This window comes from Nocardiopsis sp. NPDC006832 (assembly GCF_040635885.1).
GTDB lineage: Bacteria > Actinomycetota > Actinomycetes > Streptosporangiales > Streptosporangiaceae > Nocardiopsis.
In genome coordinates this window covers 163,622-179,945 of the sequence record NZ_JBEYLC010000002.1, presented here as the reverse complement: position 1 = coordinate 179,945, position 16,324 = coordinate 163,622, and the positions used below count along the sequence as shown (strand labels likewise).

Sequence of the window (16,324 nt, the reverse complement as noted above, 5' to 3'; positions counted from 1 at the left end):
GTGGGGGCGGACCCTACCGTCCAGTGTTCCCGTCATGTGGACTTGACCAACCTTTGGCCGGCGTTTTTGTCGACCGATTCACGAAGGCCGACCGTGGGCACGGTCGGGTGTCGGTGAGCGGGGCCGACGATTCGGTTTCCCCTCGGCTTTCCCCGATCGACACCTACGGAGAACCGTTCTCTCGGCGCGGGTGCCGTTCCGTCGAGAAAACGGGACCCGGCTAGAACCAACACTGTGTTGGTGGAGTCTCAATCAGCGTTGACCAAAAGAGACACAGAAGGGCACTCTCCATGCCGCCCACCCCCCACCTCCTGCTCCCCGCCAAGGCCGGCACCGGCCGAGACCGCGGTTCCCGGACCGTTGGTGCCAGGCTCCTGGCCGGCACCGCGTTGGTGGCCACCGCCGCCCTCACCCTGTCGAGTTGCGGTCTCGTCCGGGACATCCAGGGCGAGGACCCCGACCAAGTGGAGCCCACGACCGAGGAAGAAGCGGTCGAGGAGGACCCGCGCCCCGAGGTCGAGGCCGACTTCCCCTACACCCGTGAGGGCCGGATCTTCCAGGAGTCCGGCCAGGACTCCACCCTGCGCTTCGCGATCACCGGCCTGGAACGCACCGACGACTACACCGTCATGTACTTCGACAACACCTTCGTCGACCACTTCCGGGGCATCGACAGCAGCCTGTCCATGCCCAACACCCTCATCGACCCGGTCAGCGGTCAGGCATTCTGGGAGCTCACCGACGAGGACGGCTATCCCTTCGGTTCCGTGCCGCCCGACGACGGTGTCTTCCCCGTTCGGGTGGACGCCACCAACCAGTACCGGAGCTACTTCCCCCGCCTACCGGAGGAGGTCGAACAGATCACCTTCGTCGGCAGCGGCCTCGGCGCCATGACCGGTATCCCGGTGGTCGACGTCGACGAGGAACAGCCCGATCCGGCCGACCCCAACGGCGCCGACATGACCGTGTCCAACGGCCCGGACGCGGGCGAGACCGTCGAGTTCGAGAACCGACGCCCCGAACCCGGTTGGGAGGAGTACGCGGGGGAGATGGAGAGCTTCGTCGACTCCGAGGTCGCCTCCACCACCCGAGACGGCGACACCGAGACCGTCGCCCTCAAGTCCGACGTCATGTTCGACTTCGACTCCGCCGAACTCACCTCGGACGCCGAGGAGGTCGTCCGCGAGGCTGCGGCCACCCTGCGAAGCAACATCGATCCCGACGACCCCGAGGTCACCGTCATCGGGCACACCGACGGCACCGGGAGCGACGACTACAACCAGGACCTGTCCGTGGAACGCGCCGAGACCGTACGCGAGATCCTGGAGGGGGAGGTCGATGACCTGTCCTTCAGCGTGGAGGGTCGCGGAGCCGACGAGCCCGTGGCGCAGGAGGGCGGTTCGGACACCGAGGAGGCGGAGGCCCGCAACCGACGCGTCGAGTTCTCCTACCGGGTCGACCGCTCCAACGACGAGAACGGCGAAGGCGGCGAGGGTGGACAGGAGGAGGGGGCGCTCGGCTCCAGCGAACGCCACGTCCACCCGCCCGCGGCCTTCGTCGAGGACGACACCACCGAGATCGTCGAGAGCGTGACCGACGACGACGTCCGACTGGACGTGCACCCGCTGCGCCGCGACGGCGCCTACGTCATCAGCACGGTCACCCTCACCAACAACGGTGACGAGCCCGTCCTGCCCGACATGGGTGGCGAGGACGCCGTCTCCCCCGGCGGGCCGACCGACTTCAGTCAGGGCGCCCTGGGCGGCTTCCAACTGCTGGAGCCCGACACCGACCTGGTCCGTTACGTCACCCAACTGAACTTCGGCATGGAGGAGAGCTACGCCGGGTTCGCCGAGGAGGTCCACGAGATGCAGCCGGACAACCAGTACCAGCTCATCGCGGTCTTCCCCGCCCCCTCCATGGAGGGGGCGGAACTGACTCTGCGCGCCGGCCCGTTCGGTGAGATCGAGGGTGTGTACTTCGCCGAGTGACCACCCTTCCCAGGGAGATCCGCCCGGCCCCGTCCTTCGGGATCGGGGCCGGGCCGGTGAACGCGGGGATCAGCCCAGGAGCAGGGTGACGGTGAACAGGACCGGGACGGTGAGGACCGTGGTCATCAGGACCACCTCGCGGGTGAGCGCCTCACCCGTTCGGTACAGGGTCGCGTAGTTGAACACGTTCTGCGCGGTCGGCAACGCGGCCAGGACCACCACGGCGAACAGGGCGGCGCCCTCCAGACCGAACACCAAGGAGCCCAAGGCCCACGCCGCCAGCGGTTGTCCCACCGACTTCAACGCCACCGCCAACAGCACCGGCACCTGGTCCGGACCGCTCCGCCCGGGCATCGCGCTGCCGTGCAGGGAGATCCCGAACGCCAGCAGCATCGACGGCACCGCCATCCCGCCGACCAGGTCGAAGGGTTCCATCAACGGTGCCGGCGGCACCCAACCGGACGCCGATACCGCCACACCGGTCAGGGACGCGATCACCACGGGGTTGCGCACCGGGGTGCCCAGGGAACGGCGCAGCACCGGCCAGAACCCCCGCACACGCCCGTTGCCCAGGTCCAGCACGGTCAACGACACCGGTGCCAACACCAGCAGTTGGAACAGCAGGATGGGAGCGACGAGGGAGGCGTCGCCGAGGACGTACGCGGAGATCGGAATGCCGAGGTTGCCCGCGTTGACGTAGGAGGAACCCAGGGTGCCCACGGTCGTGCGTCCCACACCCCATCGTCGGATGACCCCGACGACGAGGAAGAGCACCGCGACGACCACCACGCTCAAGACGCTCACCAGGACCGGCGGCGACAGCAGCACGGACAGGTCCGTGCGGGCCAGGATCGTGAACAACAGAGCCGGGCTGGCCACGTAGAACGCCAGCCGGTTGAGGACCTCCCTGGCCCCGGGGCCCAGAAGCGGGATCCGGCCCAGCATGTAGCCGATGGCGACGATACTGGCGATGACTCCGAACCCGACGATGACCCCGGACAAGGGGCGCCCCCCGAACTACCGTGCGGCTAAAGACCGGCAAACGCTATCCGAGGCGGCGCACGACGACTACGGCACAGGTCACACCGAGTGCTGTGAGCACTCCTGGTGTCGCCCACATTCGAGTTCCAGCCGCTTGCGTCGCCGGGCCTCCTTCACGGACACCGAGACGATGCGCGCCGCCGCCACCGCGGTGATCGCGGCGAGTGGCAACACCAACCTGGCGGCCGGCTGATGGATGGCCCGGAAGGCGGCGCCCTCGGGAGAGACGACCAGGAACCCGGCGGGGCGCGCCCGCATGAGTCCCATACCTCCGGCGCCGTCGCCACCGGACATGGGCATCTTCCCGGTGCCGCCGCCGATGGTGTTCAGCACGCTGATCCGCGCCACCGGTACCACGGTGGTGGCCCCGGAGGTCACCGGGTCGCCGAACACCGTGGAGGTTCGGGCCAGTGAGCGCGTGCTGTCGATGAGCGAGGTGATGGCGGCGATCGCTCCGCGCGGCCTGTCCTGCTTCGCCATGTTCGGTGTCCTCTCCTCACGGGTGGTCGTGGGATTTCACGCTATAGGGGGCGACCAGGGGTCGGGGGAAGGTCGATGGTCCCGGAGTGTTCGGATTCCCGGACCGAACGGGATCAGGTGGTGGGGCTTTCCGAGGGATCCTCGCTCGGCTCGGCGGGCGGCTCCTGTGCCCAGCGCACGAGCAGGGGCCAACCGTCCATGGAGGCGTCGTGGTAGCGGGGGAAGAGCTCCTCGGTCTCACCGACCGCCCCGTCCTCCAGACCGACGCGGAACCACGCTTGTTCGGTCTGGAGCAGCACGGCGTCACGTTCGGTGGAGGGGGCGAACTGCACCACGGGGGAGCCCTCGTCGGCCAACAGCTCGGCCGTCGAGAAACCCTGCCCCTCCAGGGTCAGCAGAAGCACGCCGCCGGGTGCGTCGTCGCTCTCGTCGGGGCGCAACAGGGCGCTTTCGCCGCCCCACACCGTCGCGTCGTCGAAGGTCTGCCACTGCTCCCCGCCGGTGGTGAGGGTCGCGTTGACGGTGGTGCCGTTGGTCGATCGCGTCACCAACTGGCCCTCCCCGCCGGACAACTGCTGGGTGGGCACGCTGTTGCGGATGTGCAGGGAACCATCCGGGGTGAGCGCCCAGTCGCTGGGCCGCTGCCCCTCACCCAGGGCCAGGCTGCCCTCCTGGTTGGGGGTGCCGTTGGGGGCGTCCAAGGGCACCGAAAGGACCTGGGGTGGTTGCCCGTCAGGACCTCTGGAGACGTACCAGAGGCGGTCTTCGTGGATCAGGGGTTCCGACAGGACCTCGTTCTGCGGCGCGGCGATCGACTCGATCGGTTGGTAGGAGAACCCCTCGACCTCGTCCCCCTCCTCCCCCTCGGCGTCCTCGGGGTCGGTGAGGGCGGCCAGGTGCACGGCGCTGGGCTCGTCGGTGACGAAGGCGAAGTGCTGCCAGTCCTCGGAGAAGCGCCCGTGTACAGGGACCTCCGAGGCCATCGGGTCCACGGCCCCGTCGGGCAGCTCGATCCGCTGGAGCGGCGCACCGGTCTCGGGGTCGTGGAAGACCAGGACCTGGTCGGTTTCGGGGTCGCCGCCCTCGAATCCCCGGTGGATCAGCGCCAGGCCGACCATTCCCCCCTCGGTGAGCTCCTCCACGGTCTCGGGGGACTCGTCGGAGGGATCGGAGGAGGAGTCACAGGCCGTCACGGCGAGCAGGCACACGGCCGAGGCCAGGGCGAGGGAACGCCGCATCGGGTCGCCTTTCCGGGAAGAGTGGGGCTGAAGAACCTGTCCGGGAGGTGGGATCACCGCAGGCACACGATGGTTCTCCTGGTTCCTCACGTTATCGACACGGAACACCGGGGTCGTTCCCGGCTCTCAGTCGTCGGCGTTGGGGGAGGGGGACGGCGAGGGGTCGGCCTCGGCTTCTTCCTCCTCCTCTTCCTCCGCCTCCCGCTCGGCCTCTTCCTCGGCCTGACGTTCGGCTTCGGCGGCCCTGTCCGCGGCCCGCGTGGTGCAGACCTCCTCGGCAGGGGCGGACCCCTCGTCGACGGCGACCAGGGTGAAGCAGTACTCCACCTGAGTGTTCTCCGTGGGGACCTGCGCGGTCACGGCGCCGGGGCCGGTCCGTGCCAGGGTCCGGGGGTCGTGGCCCTGAGGACCGCCGACCACGAAGTAGGAGCCCGTACCACCGGTGTTGTCCGTCCAATTCAGGGTGACGGCACTGAGGGTGTCCTCCAGCATCACGTTGGAGGCGGGGGAGACCTCCGGCAGCGGGGAGGGTTCGGCCACCGGTTGGGCGGGGGCGTCCTCCTCGACCGGTTCCTCCTCGGTCTCCTCGGCGGCGACCGCGACCACCGGTTCGGGGGTGCTCGTCGCCGCGAAGGCACTCGCCACCATGCCGGCCACGAGAACACCGCAGACCGTCACCGCGATGTGCATCTGCTTGCGCCACCGTGGCGGTTCCTGGATCGCGGAAAGGGAGTCCCACTCCGGATCCGAGGACTCCTCCTCGGCCTCGTCGACGGGGAGGTACGCGGACTTCGCGTCACCGCTCCAACCGTCCAGCCGTGACCAGGCGCGCAGCGTGGAGACCTCCTCCCCACGCAGCTTCGCCATCATGAGGTCGGCGGTGCTGTGGTCGGAGTCCTCCGGAACGGCGCCGTGGAGTTCGCGTTCCTCCGGGGTGGGCAGCGGGCGTTGGGACGGACGCAGCCGCGCCGCGCTCTCCAACCGACCCCGGTCCCCTCCACCGGCCGGAGGGAACCCGTCCTGGGGGAAGCCGTGGCCGGTTCCCTCGGCCGGGACGTGCGGTGGGCGCTGTGGTCCGGTTCCGAACGGCGCGGGCGGAGCGTGGGGCCCGGAAGGAACGGACAGGTGCGGAACCTGGGCTCCGGACGGGTGGCCGGTCGGCCCGGGGGAAGGGGGCGTCGGAGGGGCGACCGGGGGCGCCTGAGAGGTGGGAGCGGTCGGCGGGTTCTGCGGTCCTGGGGGTACCGGAGGGGCTTGTGGTCCGGAAGGGGCGGTCGAGGACTGCGGCCCGGTGGCTACCGGAGGTGACTGAGGCCCGGAGTGGGCCGGCGGGGTCTGCGGGCCAGAGGACGCCGGCGGTGTCTGCGGGCCGGAGGGAGCGTTCGTCGGGGCGATACCGCTCATCGAGGGCTGGGCGCCGCTGGGGGCCGTCGCCGTGCGTCCGGACCGTGCCTTCTCGAAGGCCGCGGCGAACTCGGAAGGGTTGGGGAACCGGCCCGCGGGGTCCTTCGTCAGGCCTCGGGTGAGGACACGACGCAGGGAACGGGACACGTCCGGACGCGGCACCGGCGCGGGCTCCTCCGAGAGCACGCGCCGAGCGTAGGCCTGGGGGTCGAAGGGGGAACCGTCCGTGGACGAGAACGGTGCCCGACCCATGAGCAACGTCCAGATCGTCGAGGCGAGCTGGTAGACGTCCGACGCCGGTGTGCGCGGTTCGCCACGGAGGGCCTCGGGGGCCGAGTGGAGGAAGGACTCCATCTGGGGTGAGGGCGGGGTGAGCGGCTCACCGGAGGTGGACACCGCACCGAACCCGGTGAGCACGGGTGTGCGCCCGGCTCGCAGGACGTTTCCCGGACAGACGTCGTTGTGCAGCAGGCCACGGGCGTGCAGGGCGCCCAGGGCGGCGGCGACGCTTCGCGCGATCGCGGCCGCCTCCTGCAACGGAGCGGGGCCCCTCTTCGCCAGCATCTCCCCGAACGAACCGTCCGGGTAGTAGGGCATGGCGATGAAGAACGCACCGTCCGCGGTGGAACCCGCGTCCAACAGGGGGACCACGCCGGGTACGCCGTTGAGCGTGCGCAGGTGACCGAGTTCGACCTGGCCGGCCTCCACGGGAAGCACCTTGAGCACGACCTCGGCGCCGCTGGTCGCTCGGGTCGCGCGGATGATCCGGGCGCGTCGCCCCTGGCGAAGCTGCGTCGAGGTGTCGTACCCCGGGGCCCGGACGGGCCCGGGAGCGGAGCCGGACATGAGAGATCGACCCCCTGTTGGTGGTGGGATACCCGCTCGGGCGAACGGGGCAGGTGTACCGGGCTACGTCAAGGACGATCCTGGAACACCGGATGATCGAGCGTGGGGATCTCGATCATCTGGTTGCGAACGTTGTTGTTGGCTCCCCACCCTCGCTCCTCATTGATCTCCTGCTGTTTGCCGAAGGCGCCGATGAGGGCGATGACCCCGCAGATGAGCGCGATGAGGATGGCGCCGCCGATCACGGCGGGCCACACCCGCTGACGACGGCGCCAGTACCGGCTGGAGCCGTACAGCAGGGCGGATCGAAGTTGCCGATGCCGGAGAGCGTCCGCTTCGAGGACGTACTTCTCCTCGTCGGGCGTGTAGTGGAACGCCTCGGGAAGCTGCGGATCCGGATCGGTGGCAGGAGGCGAGGGTGGGGAGGACATCGGGACCCAGTTTACTAGAACAGACCGTCCAGGTACCGGGTGAGCTTGTCGTACTTGCCGGCGGTGTCACTGGTCGCGTCGATCATCTTCGCGAACGCGGAGTTGACCTCGGAGAAGTGGGTGTCGAATTCCTGGGCCTTGGCCTGGAACTGCGAGCTGCCCGACCCCTCCCACTGGCTGACGGTGCTCTCGGACTGCTCGTTGATCGCGCTCATGATGGCCGTGAAGCGACCCAGGTGCGCCTGCTGGTCGGAGGCCAGGTTCTGCAGCCCACCGACATTGCCGTAAACGTCGAAGTTACTACCCACGAATGTGCCTTTCTCGAAAGCCGTGACGGAAGCGGTGAAGGGGTCAGGCGTTGACCGGACGGGCCATGGCGCCGAGGTCGTTGGTGGACTGCGCGTAGTCGTCGCTGGCCTCGTCGTCGGTCAGGTTGAACTGCTGCTGGCCCTCGTTCAGCTTGATGCCGTTCTGGTTGCACCAGCTCATGAGCTCGTCGAAGCGCTCCATGAGGGTGGTGCGCGCCTCGCGGAAGTCGTGCAGGGCCTGTCCCTGGATGGAGTCGGCGTCACTGCTCATGTCGTCGATGAGCTGGTTCATCTGGGTGCGGAGACCGTCGGACTCCTGCCCGAGCTGCTCACCGCCCTGCGACAGGCTATTGACGTTTTCAAGACCGGCGTGCTGGGAGGACATCCGAACCCTTTCGAAGAATCTCTGATGGGAAAGTGTGCGTCCCGTCCTCCAAGAGCAGGGTGTTCGCCCGAGGCTCGGGATCAGGGGAGGTACGGCGAGTAGGGACATTAGTCAGGGTTTGACCTGTCGGTCAATGCGTATGCGCGTTTCGTGATGTTGTTGACCGGGTGCGAATTCCCTCCTTTCCTTGGTCGAACCGGCGGGCCTCGGTGGGCGTCTCAGGCCACCTGGTGCGCGTTCCGATCACCGGGCCCCGAGGACGTTCAGAGCTCACCGGTGCCGCAGTCGACGTAGTCGACGACGCTCGCCGTGTACTCCTCCTGGCTGTCGAAGGCGTCCTCGTACTGTTCCTTGTAAGCCTTGACGAAGTCATCGCCGCCGACGGTCTCGTCGCACCAGGTGACCTCGTTGTGGTTCATCGCGTTGCCGAGGGACCCATCGACCTCGGCGAGATGGACATCGTCGCCCCAGGCGTCCTTGTCCAGTTCGACCACGAACCCCTCCAGGTCGCCGTCCTCGTATCCGGCATCCCAGTCCACGTCCGCTTCCCCGCCACCCTCGGCGACGATGACCCCGTAGTCGAACAGGTGCTCACGAGTGCCGCCCATGTTCACGAGGACCTCGTCGGAGCCGGCTTCGTCGATCATGCGGTCCAAGGTGTACAGCCGGATCTCCCGCTCGATCCACTGCACGGAGACGTAGTCCTCGGGCAGGCCCGACGTGGGCTCCGGCTCGGGTTCGGACGTGGAACAACCCGATAGGACCAGCCCCGCGGCGAGGGTGAGCACCGGCAGGGTGGATGTCCGGACCGTACGGTGGGTCAAGGGATCCTCCGAGGAGAGTCTGTGGCGGGGGAGGAGACGGTGTCGGGGCGATGGGGGGTCAGTTCTCCTCCGGGGGCTTCCCGAAGGTCTCCAGTTCGCCCCCGAAGTAGTCACGTGTGGTCTTGTACGCGTCGCTGTACTGACCGGTGAAGTCGCCCACCCACTCACGGCCGGACGCCGTGTGTTCGATGGGTTCTCCCGTGTGGGGGTCGGTGCTGTTCGCGGTGAGGACGGTGTTGTTCATGACGTTGCCGAGGGCGTCGTCCATCCCGGAGAGGTTCCGGTCCTCGTTGTGCTCCCACGCGCTCGGGTCCTTCTCGAACGTCAGAGTCACCGAGTCGTCGATGACGAAGTCGTTGGTGATCTCGGAGGGCTTGAGCTCCTGACCGTCCTGCACGATGGTCAGCGCGCCACCGTCGACCAGGGTCCGAAGGTCCGAGCGCTGGGTCTCGCCGTTGAACGCCTGGGGATCGTTAGCGAGCATGAAGTCCAGGGTCTCCACCCGGAAGTTCCGTTCCACGCTCTGCTCACTGGTATAGGTCGGGAACCGTGGAGACACGTCGTATTCGCCGTCGACGATCGCCGCGACGATGCTGTCCTTACCGAGGTCCAGACCCTTCGAGACTCCCTGACCGATGACCGGGATCTTCTCGGACAGGGTTCCCGCCTCGCTCACCACGAAGTCGGCGATCTGCGTCTCTCGCTCGATCGTCTTGTCCAGGTCGGCGGTGCGGTCCTCCGACTCCAGGTACAGGGCGCGCTCCAACAGTCCTTGGAGCTGCGCCGAGCCGCGCGCGGACGTCGCCTCGTTACCGGACTCCAGGTAGGCGATGGCCTCGATCTGCTGGTAGGCGTCCACCGAGTTCACGATGCGCCCGGCGGTCTCGTCGTTGCCCATGAGGAGCTGCATGAACTGGGCACGCTCGTCGGGACCCATGCGCACGTAGTTGGTATCGGGATCGAAGTCCCCGATCCCCTGCACCGGGTTGCCGTCGGTGTCCAGGATGTCGCCGTTGGCGAAGCTGAAGATGTGGGCTTCGAAGATGTCGCCCAGGCTGTCGGCCAGAGCGCCGTTGAACTGGGTGAAGGAGGCGTCGGAGTAGTCGTTGTCCCCCTCGGTGACACTGACGCCGGTGTTGATGAGGGCGTCGTGCATCTCCGGGTCGGTGATGGTCTCCATGAACCCGGTGAAGGCGTCGCCCGCGCGCTCGTTCACCTCGGGATCCTCACTGTGCACGTCCTCGGCCAACCAGTCGGTGAGCTGTCGCGCGGTGTGCCCGTCGTCGTGCCATTCGAAGGTGAGGGTGCCCTCCAGGGCCTGCTTGCGCAGGTCCTCGTCGCCGTAGGGGACGCCCGGCTCCTCGTTGAGGTGCTCCCCGGTGAGGATGTAGTAGTTGGAGTCCTTGTTCCGGGAGGCCACGTCGACCATGTGCGAGACCTGCTCGGAGTCGGGCAGCACGCCGTCGGAGTCGTGGACCTCGCCGCCCCAGGCGTCGAGGAACGCGCCGGTGCTCAGGTGGAGGTTGGTGGACAGGCCGTAACCGGCCTCCAGGTTCTCGTCGGTGTGCTCCATGAAGGCGGAGAGCGCCTTCATGTCCATGCCCATCCCGGCGGGGCCCGTGGAGACCTTGCCCTCCGCGTCGGGGTTGATCCACGGCCCCTCGACCGCGTAACGGAAGCTCTGGGGCAGGTTGTCGTAGCCACCGCCGATACGCGGGTCCGACAACGCGAGTAGACCGTCGCCGAGCGTGCCGAGGGCCTGTTCGCGTTCCTCCTCGCTCATGCCGGACTCGGCCATGAGGTCGGGGTAGGCCATGAGGCCCGCGCCGGCGCCGTCGCGGTAGTAGGGCTCCTCCAACTGCCGGTAGAACTCCTCCAGGAACTCGACCTCCTCCGACTCGAACTGTGTCCCGTTCTGCTGGTGACCGCGGGCGTTCGACCCCATCATCGCCATCACGAGCATGAGCTCGTGGTAGCGGTCGTCCAGGGGCTTGTCTCCGGACCAGTAGGCCGAGAGTTCGTCGGCGTACTCCTCGGCGTTCTCCGGGGTGAGTTCGACGTCTTCGAGGAGTCCGGAGTAACGCGACGGGTCGAGGCTGAGGAACCCCCAACCGGCGTTCCCGGCCTCGATGAGCTTGGAGACGTTCTCCGGGGTCGGACCCTCTTCGAGCATGGTCCGAACGTCTTCGGCGGTGTCCTGGAGGGTGTTCCAGTTGGTCCGCTCGCGCTCGATGAGGCCCTCCTGCACGGTGGAGAGTTCGTCGTAGAGTTCGCGACACTTCTTCTCGTCACCGGCGCCCCAGTCCGTCCAGAGGAACCCGTCGGCCTGCGGGTGGGACTCGGTGATCCGGTCACCCTGGTACTTGGAGGGGACGGCGCCCTCCTTCTCGCCCTTGCTGGTCTGCCAGGTGGAGAGTTGGGCCTCGCGTTCGTCGTCGAAGGCCTTGACGGTGTCGGCCCACATCTCGGCGACCGAAGAGGCATAGCTGACCGAGACCGCGGCGTCCCGCCACTTCTGGATGTCCTCCTCGGAATGCCCTTGGATGTTCCAGGCGATGAGGTCGGTGAACTGATGCGAGGCGGAGTCGAAGCTCCCCCCGAGGTCGTCGGCGCGACCGAGCACGCGGGCGTTGAGGATCTCCAGATCCGACGCGCAGTCGTACATGTCGGCCGAGCGTCCGTAGAAGTCTCGGGGGAAGAAAACGAGGGCGATGGTGGCCACGGTCATCCTCAGGGGCGAAGAGCGAGCGGGGTGATGGAAGGGGACTCGGGCTGGGGCGAGGCCACGGGGCGTCAGTCGAAGTTCAGGTCACGGTGGGACTGCCAGGGGTGGAAGCCGTCCGAGCTGTCGAGGTCGTTCTGGGCGACCTCACCGGCGCCGGCCTGGATGTTGTTGGCCAGGGCGAGACCGTGTTCCTGGAGGTCGATGAGGGCTTGGTCGGCCTCTTCCCGGAACTTGTTGAACCCGGATCTGACGTCTTCGTGGCCGCAGGCGCCCACCGCGTCTCCGAGGAGGAGGTCGAACGCGTCGGCCAGCCCGGCCATCGCGGCGGCGAGGGTCTCGGCGTACTCGCCACCCTCCATCGCCTCGATCGGGTTCGCGCCCGCTTCGTTGGTCATGGAGGCACTCCTTTCGGATGAGGGTGTGCACCGGCGACGGAGACCGGTGTCCGCTGACGCCACTTCGGGGAGTGACGGGGACAGGGTCGCCTGGTGCGACGACGGTAAGAGGACGAGAGTTTCATACCAAAGGAAACAGAAGTGTAACGAGACCCGTATTGTCCGAGGTGACCGTGCGTAGGGTGACCACGCATGTACACACCGAGTTGGAGTCGTCGGCGGCGATGGCTCGCGGCTCTTGGCCGCCTGAGCCACCGTCGGTCGAGGCGGGCGTCGTTACGCGGGGGGCTCGCTCCAGCCGACCTGCAGCAGGTCGGGGCGCTTTCCACGAAGGGCCAACTGCGCACGACCCTGGGGAAGCTGCTTGGAGGCCACACCGTTGGCCAGGCGTCCCTCCATACGGTCGCCGGAGAACAGCACGCCCGGGGTGGCCATGTCGCTCAGCGACTGCAGCACCGGCTCGAACATCGCGCGTGCCGTACCACCGGTGCGGCGGGCGGCGATGACGTGCAGGCCCAGGTCGGCGCCCTGCGGGATGAACTTGGCCAGGGGAGCCAGCGGGTTGCTGCGCGAGGCGATCATGTCCATGTCGTCCACGATGACGTACAGGTCGAGCCCCTTCCACCAGCTGCGATCCCGCAGCTGTTTCGGGGTCACGTCCGGGCCCGGCAGGCGTTGCTGGAGGGAACCGGCGAGGTTGTCGGCGACCGCCTTGGTCTGCTCCGCGGTCGTGCAGTAGGCCAACAGGTGCTCTTCGGGAACCAGTTCCAGGTGTGAGCGTCGGAAGTCGACCATCACGATGCCCAGCTCCTTGGACGGGCGTTGGACGATCTGCTTGACCAGCCCGCGCACCAAGGCGGACTTGCCGCTCTGCGGGTCTCCGAACACCAACAGGTGCGGGTCCCGGTCCAGGTTCATCACGGCCGGGGCCAGGGAACTCTCGGCCATGCCCAGCACCAGCTCCCGCGACCTGCTCCGGCCGGATCTGCGGCCCTTGAGCAGCTCGTCCAGTTCGACGCGCTCGGGGAGGGTGCGCACGCCCTGGACCGCCTTCTGCGGCCAGCGTTCCCGGATCCGTTTGATCAGGTCCTGGACGCCGTCGGTCAGGTCCTCATCGCTCGCGACACCGTCCACCCGGGGCAGCGCCACGTGGGTGTGGTGCTCTTCCGCCGACAGACCTCGACCCGGGGTGTCCTTCGGGATGTCCTCGGCGATCTTGCGTCCGATGCCCGAGTCCATGGGGTCGCTCAGCCGCAGTTCGAACCGGCCGCCGAAGAGCGCCTGCAGACGGGAACGGACCTGGGAGGAGGCCGCGCCCGTCAGGATGGTGTGCACGCCAAGGGAGGGACCACGCGTCGCGATGTCCATGAGGTAGTCGTCGGCGGCGTCGAAGGCGTCCCGAACGGCCGACCAGCCGTCGATCATCAGGAACAGGTCCCCTGGGACGCTGGACGGCACCTCGCCCTCCGCGCGGGCCTGACGAAAGGCCGCGGGCGAGTCGAGCTTGTGCTTGCGGAACAGACGCTGGCGGCGGTCGAGGTGTCCGGACACGTCGGTGAGGACCCGCTGGACCTTCTCCGGGTCGGCCCGTCCGGCCACACCCGCGACGTGCGGAAGCTCGTCCATCGCCTGGAGCGCGCCACCACCGAAGTCGATCGCGTAGACCGCCACACGACCCGGCGGGTACCGCCACGCCAGACTCGTGATGATGGTCCGCAGCAGGGTGGACTTACCGGACTGGGGGCCTCCCAGGACGACGATGTTGCCCTCGCCACCGGTGAAGTCCAGTTCGGCGGGGACCACGCGTTGTTCGCGCGGGATGTCGGTCAGTCCGAAGACCGCCTTGGCCTCGGTCGGGTTCGGCTCGGTGCCCGCACCCTCCAGGTCCTCGCCCTCGCCGAGGTCGGTCAGGACGGTGTCGAAGGTCAGCAGCTCCGGGAGGGGCGGCAGCCAGACGGGGCGTACGGGGTCGGCGCCGGAGGCCACCAACCGATCCACGGTCACCTGCAGGGTGGTGCGCTTCTCCTGCTTGGGTTTTTCCTCCGACTTCGCCTTGATCGAGTCCACCAGCGACTCCACCAGCGATCCCGCGCCCGTCACCTTGCCCAGGCCGTTGTAGGACAGCAGCGGAAGGACCGGGTCGTGCTCGGTCTTCTCCTCCTTGGCCGGTGGTTCGTAGGGCTGGGAGACCATGGCGGCCTTGAACCGTTCGAAGACCGAGGTGTCGACCTTCAGGTAACCCGAACCGGGCTCCGGGGGCAGGTGGTAGGCGTCACCGACACCGATCGCCTCCCGGCTCTCCGCCTCGGAGAACGTCCGCAGACCCACCCGGTAGGACAGGTGGGACTCCAGCCCCTTGATCTTGCCCGACTCCAGCCGCTGGGTGGCGAGCAGGAGGTGCACGCCGATGGAACGGCCGATCCGGCCGATCGCGACGAACAACTCCGCGAAGTCGGGGTGGGCGGTCAACAGTTCGGAGAACTCGTCGATGATGATGAGCAGGTGCGGCAGTGGTTCCAGGCCGGGATCGTTCTCCCGGGCCGCTTCGTAGGCGTGCAGGTTGGGCAGGTTGCCGGCGTTCTTCAGGATCTGTTGCCGTCGTACCAGTTCACCGAAGGTCGCCTCGCGGAACCGGATGACCAGGCCGTCGTCGTCGGCGAGGTTGGTGATGAGCCCGGCGCTGTGCGGCAGCCGGTCGGTGTCGGCGAAGGTCGCGCCACCCTTGAAGTCGACCAGCAGCAGGGCCAGGTTCTCCGGTGAGTGGTTGATGACCAGGGAGGCCACCATGGTCCGCAGCATCTCCGACTTACCGGAACCGGTGGCACCGACGACCAGGCCGTGCGGTCCCATACCGCCGAAGGCTGATTCCTTCAGGTCCAACAGGACGGTGTTGCCGCTCGGGCCCACCCCGATGGGTACGCGCAGGTAGTCGCCGGTGGAGCGTTTGCGCCAGGTACGGCGGGTGTCCAGCGCGGCGACGTCGGGGACGCCCAGGATCTCGGGTAGCCCGACGGTCTCGTGCATGGCGTCGTCGCCGTCGGTCACCGCGATGCCGTAGGGGGCCAGGACGCGGGACAGGGTGGTCAGTTGGGCGACGCCGGCGTTGTCGGCCCTGCCATCGAGGGGCACGTAGGCGGACTCCGGGTCCGGCTTGATGCCCTCGGTGTCCTCACGCAGGGTGCCGTCGGCCTCGATCAGGAGCCGTAGCTCCACGGAGTCGGGTTCCTCGCGTCGCTCCGAGGACAGGATGATGACGTGGATGCCGAGGTCGGCCAGGTTGGTGACGGGGGGCTCGGCCTGAAGGCCGGAGAGGGTGGACTGGTACTCGCCGTCCAGGACGACCACGAGCCGCTGTGTGCCGGGGCCCGGGGGCTTGCCACGGCGACGTTGCAGGTCGACGGTGCGTCGTTCGATCTCGTCGGAGAGGAGTTCCGCGACCTGCACGGTGTTGTCCGAGACGAAGCGGGCGGGCATGGGGCCGTCCGTGGCGTCCTCGAAGGTGTTGTGCGGCAACCACTTGGTCCACTCCCACCGCTCCCGGAGCTTCGGGTCGCGGACCACACCGATGCGCAGGTCGTGTGGGGAGTGGAAGACCGAGAGCTGGGAGATCATCGCTCGGACGAGACCGCGTCCGGCCTCCCGGTCCCCGTTGATCGAGATGACGCCGTGCCGTCGGAGTGGAACGATCAGGGGCATCTCGGGGACGTCGCCGTAGAGCTCGATGAGCTGGTCGGCGGCGCCTTGGCAGACGGGATCGTAGACGATCAGCGGGGAGGAGGTATCGACCTTGAGCTTCAACCTTCGGGCCAGAGGCCGTGTGCCGCATCCGACCCGCACGTCGAGGAAGTCGGGGTCGGAGGCCCGGCGTTCCCATCTTCTCGCCCGGGAGCGGGCCGGTTCCGTGAGCAGACTCGGCTTCGGATGGCGGAAGGCGTTGTCCGAACGCTGGCCGGCGGCGACGTCTCGAACGATCTCGCGCAACTGGTCCAGGTAGTCGACGTAGCGCTCTCGTTGCTCACGAATGCGCTTACGCGGGCCGTTGTGCTGGGCGACGAACATGATGATTCCGACGATGACGCTCGCGAGCATGATCATCACGCCCGCCACCATCATCAATGGTCGGTGACCCATGGTGATGGACATCAGAAGGGAGCCCGAACCGGTGATGATCGGCATGATGATCATCGCGCCCGAGCTACCGGCCGGCGCGTTCTCCGGCATCTGCGGCGGTGTCGCGATGACCAGCGGAGACGTCC

At 68.0% G+C, this 16,324-nt stretch carries 12 protein-coding genes; 1 reads left to right on the top strand and 11 read right to left on the bottom strand.

Annotated elements, in window-relative coordinates; genetic code table 11:
* The first annotated feature begins 290 nt into the window (after positions 1 to 290).
* The gene (locus tag ABZ717_RS01790) at positions 291 to 1,991 is read left to right on the top strand and encodes an OmpA family protein (RefSeq protein ID WP_358503954.1); all 1,701 of its coding nucleotides are present in this window, start codon (positions 291 to 293) and stop codon (positions 1,989 to 1,991) included.
* A 69-nt stretch (positions 1,992 to 2,060) separates the two neighbouring features.
* Here ABZ717_RS01790 and ABZ717_RS01785 read toward each other — a convergent pair whose 3' ends face one another.
* From ABZ717_RS01785 to eccCa, 11 genes are all read right to left on the bottom strand, one after another.
* Entirely contained in the window at positions 2,061 to 2,993 is a 933-nt protein-coding gene (locus ABZ717_RS01785) for an AEC family transporter (RefSeq protein ID WP_358503951.1), read from the bottom strand.
* 78 nt (positions 2,994 to 3,071) lie between these two features.
* Complete coding sequence (locus ABZ717_RS01780) at positions 3,072 to 3,512, bottom strand: hypothetical protein (protein ID WP_358503948.1); 441 nt, start codon at positions 3,510 to 3,512, stop codon at positions 3,072 to 3,074.
* A gap of 113 nt (positions 3,513 to 3,625) precedes the next feature.
* Positions 3,626 to 4,750, bottom strand: a complete 1,125-nt coding sequence (locus ABZ717_RS01775; protein ID WP_358503945.1) for a hypothetical protein — start codon at positions 4,748 to 4,750, stop codon at positions 3,626 to 3,628.
* 126 nt (positions 4,751 to 4,876) lie between these two features.
* Positions 4,877 to 7,000: a protein kinase gene (locus ABZ717_RS01770; RefSeq protein ID WP_358503942.1), complete on the bottom strand. Its 2,124-nt coding sequence runs from the start codon at positions 6,998 to 7,000 to the stop codon at positions 4,877 to 4,879.
* 68 nt (positions 7,001 to 7,068) lie between these two features.
* Entirely contained in the window at positions 7,069 to 7,431 is a 363-nt protein-coding gene (locus ABZ717_RS01765) for a hypothetical protein (protein ID WP_358503939.1), read from the bottom strand.
* A gap of 14 nt (positions 7,432 to 7,445) precedes the next feature.
* Entirely contained in the window at positions 7,446 to 7,739 is a 294-nt protein-coding gene (locus ABZ717_RS01760; RefSeq protein WP_067602323.1) for a WXG100 family type VII secretion target, read from the bottom strand.
* 43 nt (positions 7,740 to 7,782) lie between these two features.
* Positions 7,783 to 8,124 carry a hypothetical protein gene (locus tag ABZ717_RS01755; protein WP_358503936.1) on the bottom strand — a complete coding sequence of 114 codons (342 nt, stop codon included), beginning with the start codon at positions 8,122 to 8,124 and terminating at the stop codon, positions 7,783 to 7,785.
* A 263-nt stretch (positions 8,125 to 8,387) separates the two neighbouring features.
* Complete coding sequence (locus tag ABZ717_RS01750) at positions 8,388 to 8,948, bottom strand: hypothetical protein (protein ID WP_358503933.1); 561 nt, start codon at positions 8,946 to 8,948, stop codon at positions 8,388 to 8,390.
* Positions 8,949 to 9,006: 58 nt separating this feature from the next.
* Positions 9,007 to 11,670: a hypothetical protein gene (locus ABZ717_RS01745; RefSeq protein ID WP_358503930.1), complete on the bottom strand. Its 2,664-nt coding sequence runs from the start codon at positions 11,668 to 11,670 to the stop codon at positions 9,007 to 9,009.
* Between the two features lie 71 nt (positions 11,671 to 11,741).
* Positions 11,742 to 12,068 carry a hypothetical protein gene (locus tag ABZ717_RS01740; protein WP_067602334.1) on the bottom strand — a complete coding sequence of 109 codons (327 nt, stop codon included), beginning with the start codon at positions 12,066 to 12,068 and terminating at the stop codon, positions 11,742 to 11,744.
* A gap of 276 nt (positions 12,069 to 12,344) precedes the next feature.
* A complete protein-coding gene (gene eccCa / locus ABZ717_RS01735) occupies positions 12,345 to 16,253 on the bottom strand; it encodes a type VII secretion protein EccCa (RefSeq protein ID WP_358504079.1) in 3,909 nt (1,302 codons plus the stop codon).
* Positions 16,254 to 16,324: the final 71 nt, after the last annotated feature.

Coding starts and splice junctions, on each gene's coding strand:
- ABZ717_RS01790 (WP_358503954.1), top strand. CDS start 291: ATGCCGCCCACCCCCCACCTCCTGCTCCCCGCCAAGGCCGGCACCGGC.
- ABZ717_RS01780 (WP_358503948.1), bottom strand. CDS start 3,512: ATGGCGAAGCAGGACAGGCCGCGCGGAGCGATCGCCGCCATCACCTCG.
- ABZ717_RS01775 (WP_358503945.1), bottom strand. CDS start 4,750: ATGCGGCGTTCCCTCGCCCTGGCCTCGGCCGTGTGCCTGCTCGCCGTG.
- ABZ717_RS01770 (WP_358503942.1), bottom strand. CDS start 7,000: ATGTCCGGCTCCGCTCCCGGGCCCGTCCGGGCCCCGGGGTACGACACC.
- ABZ717_RS01765 (WP_358503939.1), bottom strand. CDS start 7,431: ATGTCCTCCCCACCCTCGCCTCCTGCCACCGATCCGGATCCGCAGCTT.
- ABZ717_RS01755 (WP_358503936.1), bottom strand. CDS start 8,124: ATGTCCTCCCAGCACGCCGGTCTTGAAAACGTCAATAGCCTGTCGCAG.
- ABZ717_RS01740 (WP_067602334.1), bottom strand. CDS start 12,068: ATGACCAACGAAGCGGGCGCGAACCCGATCGAGGCGATGGAGGGTGGC.
- eccCa (WP_358504079.1), bottom strand. CDS start 16,253: ATGATCATCATGCCGATCATCACCGGTTCGGGCTCCCTTCTGATGTCC.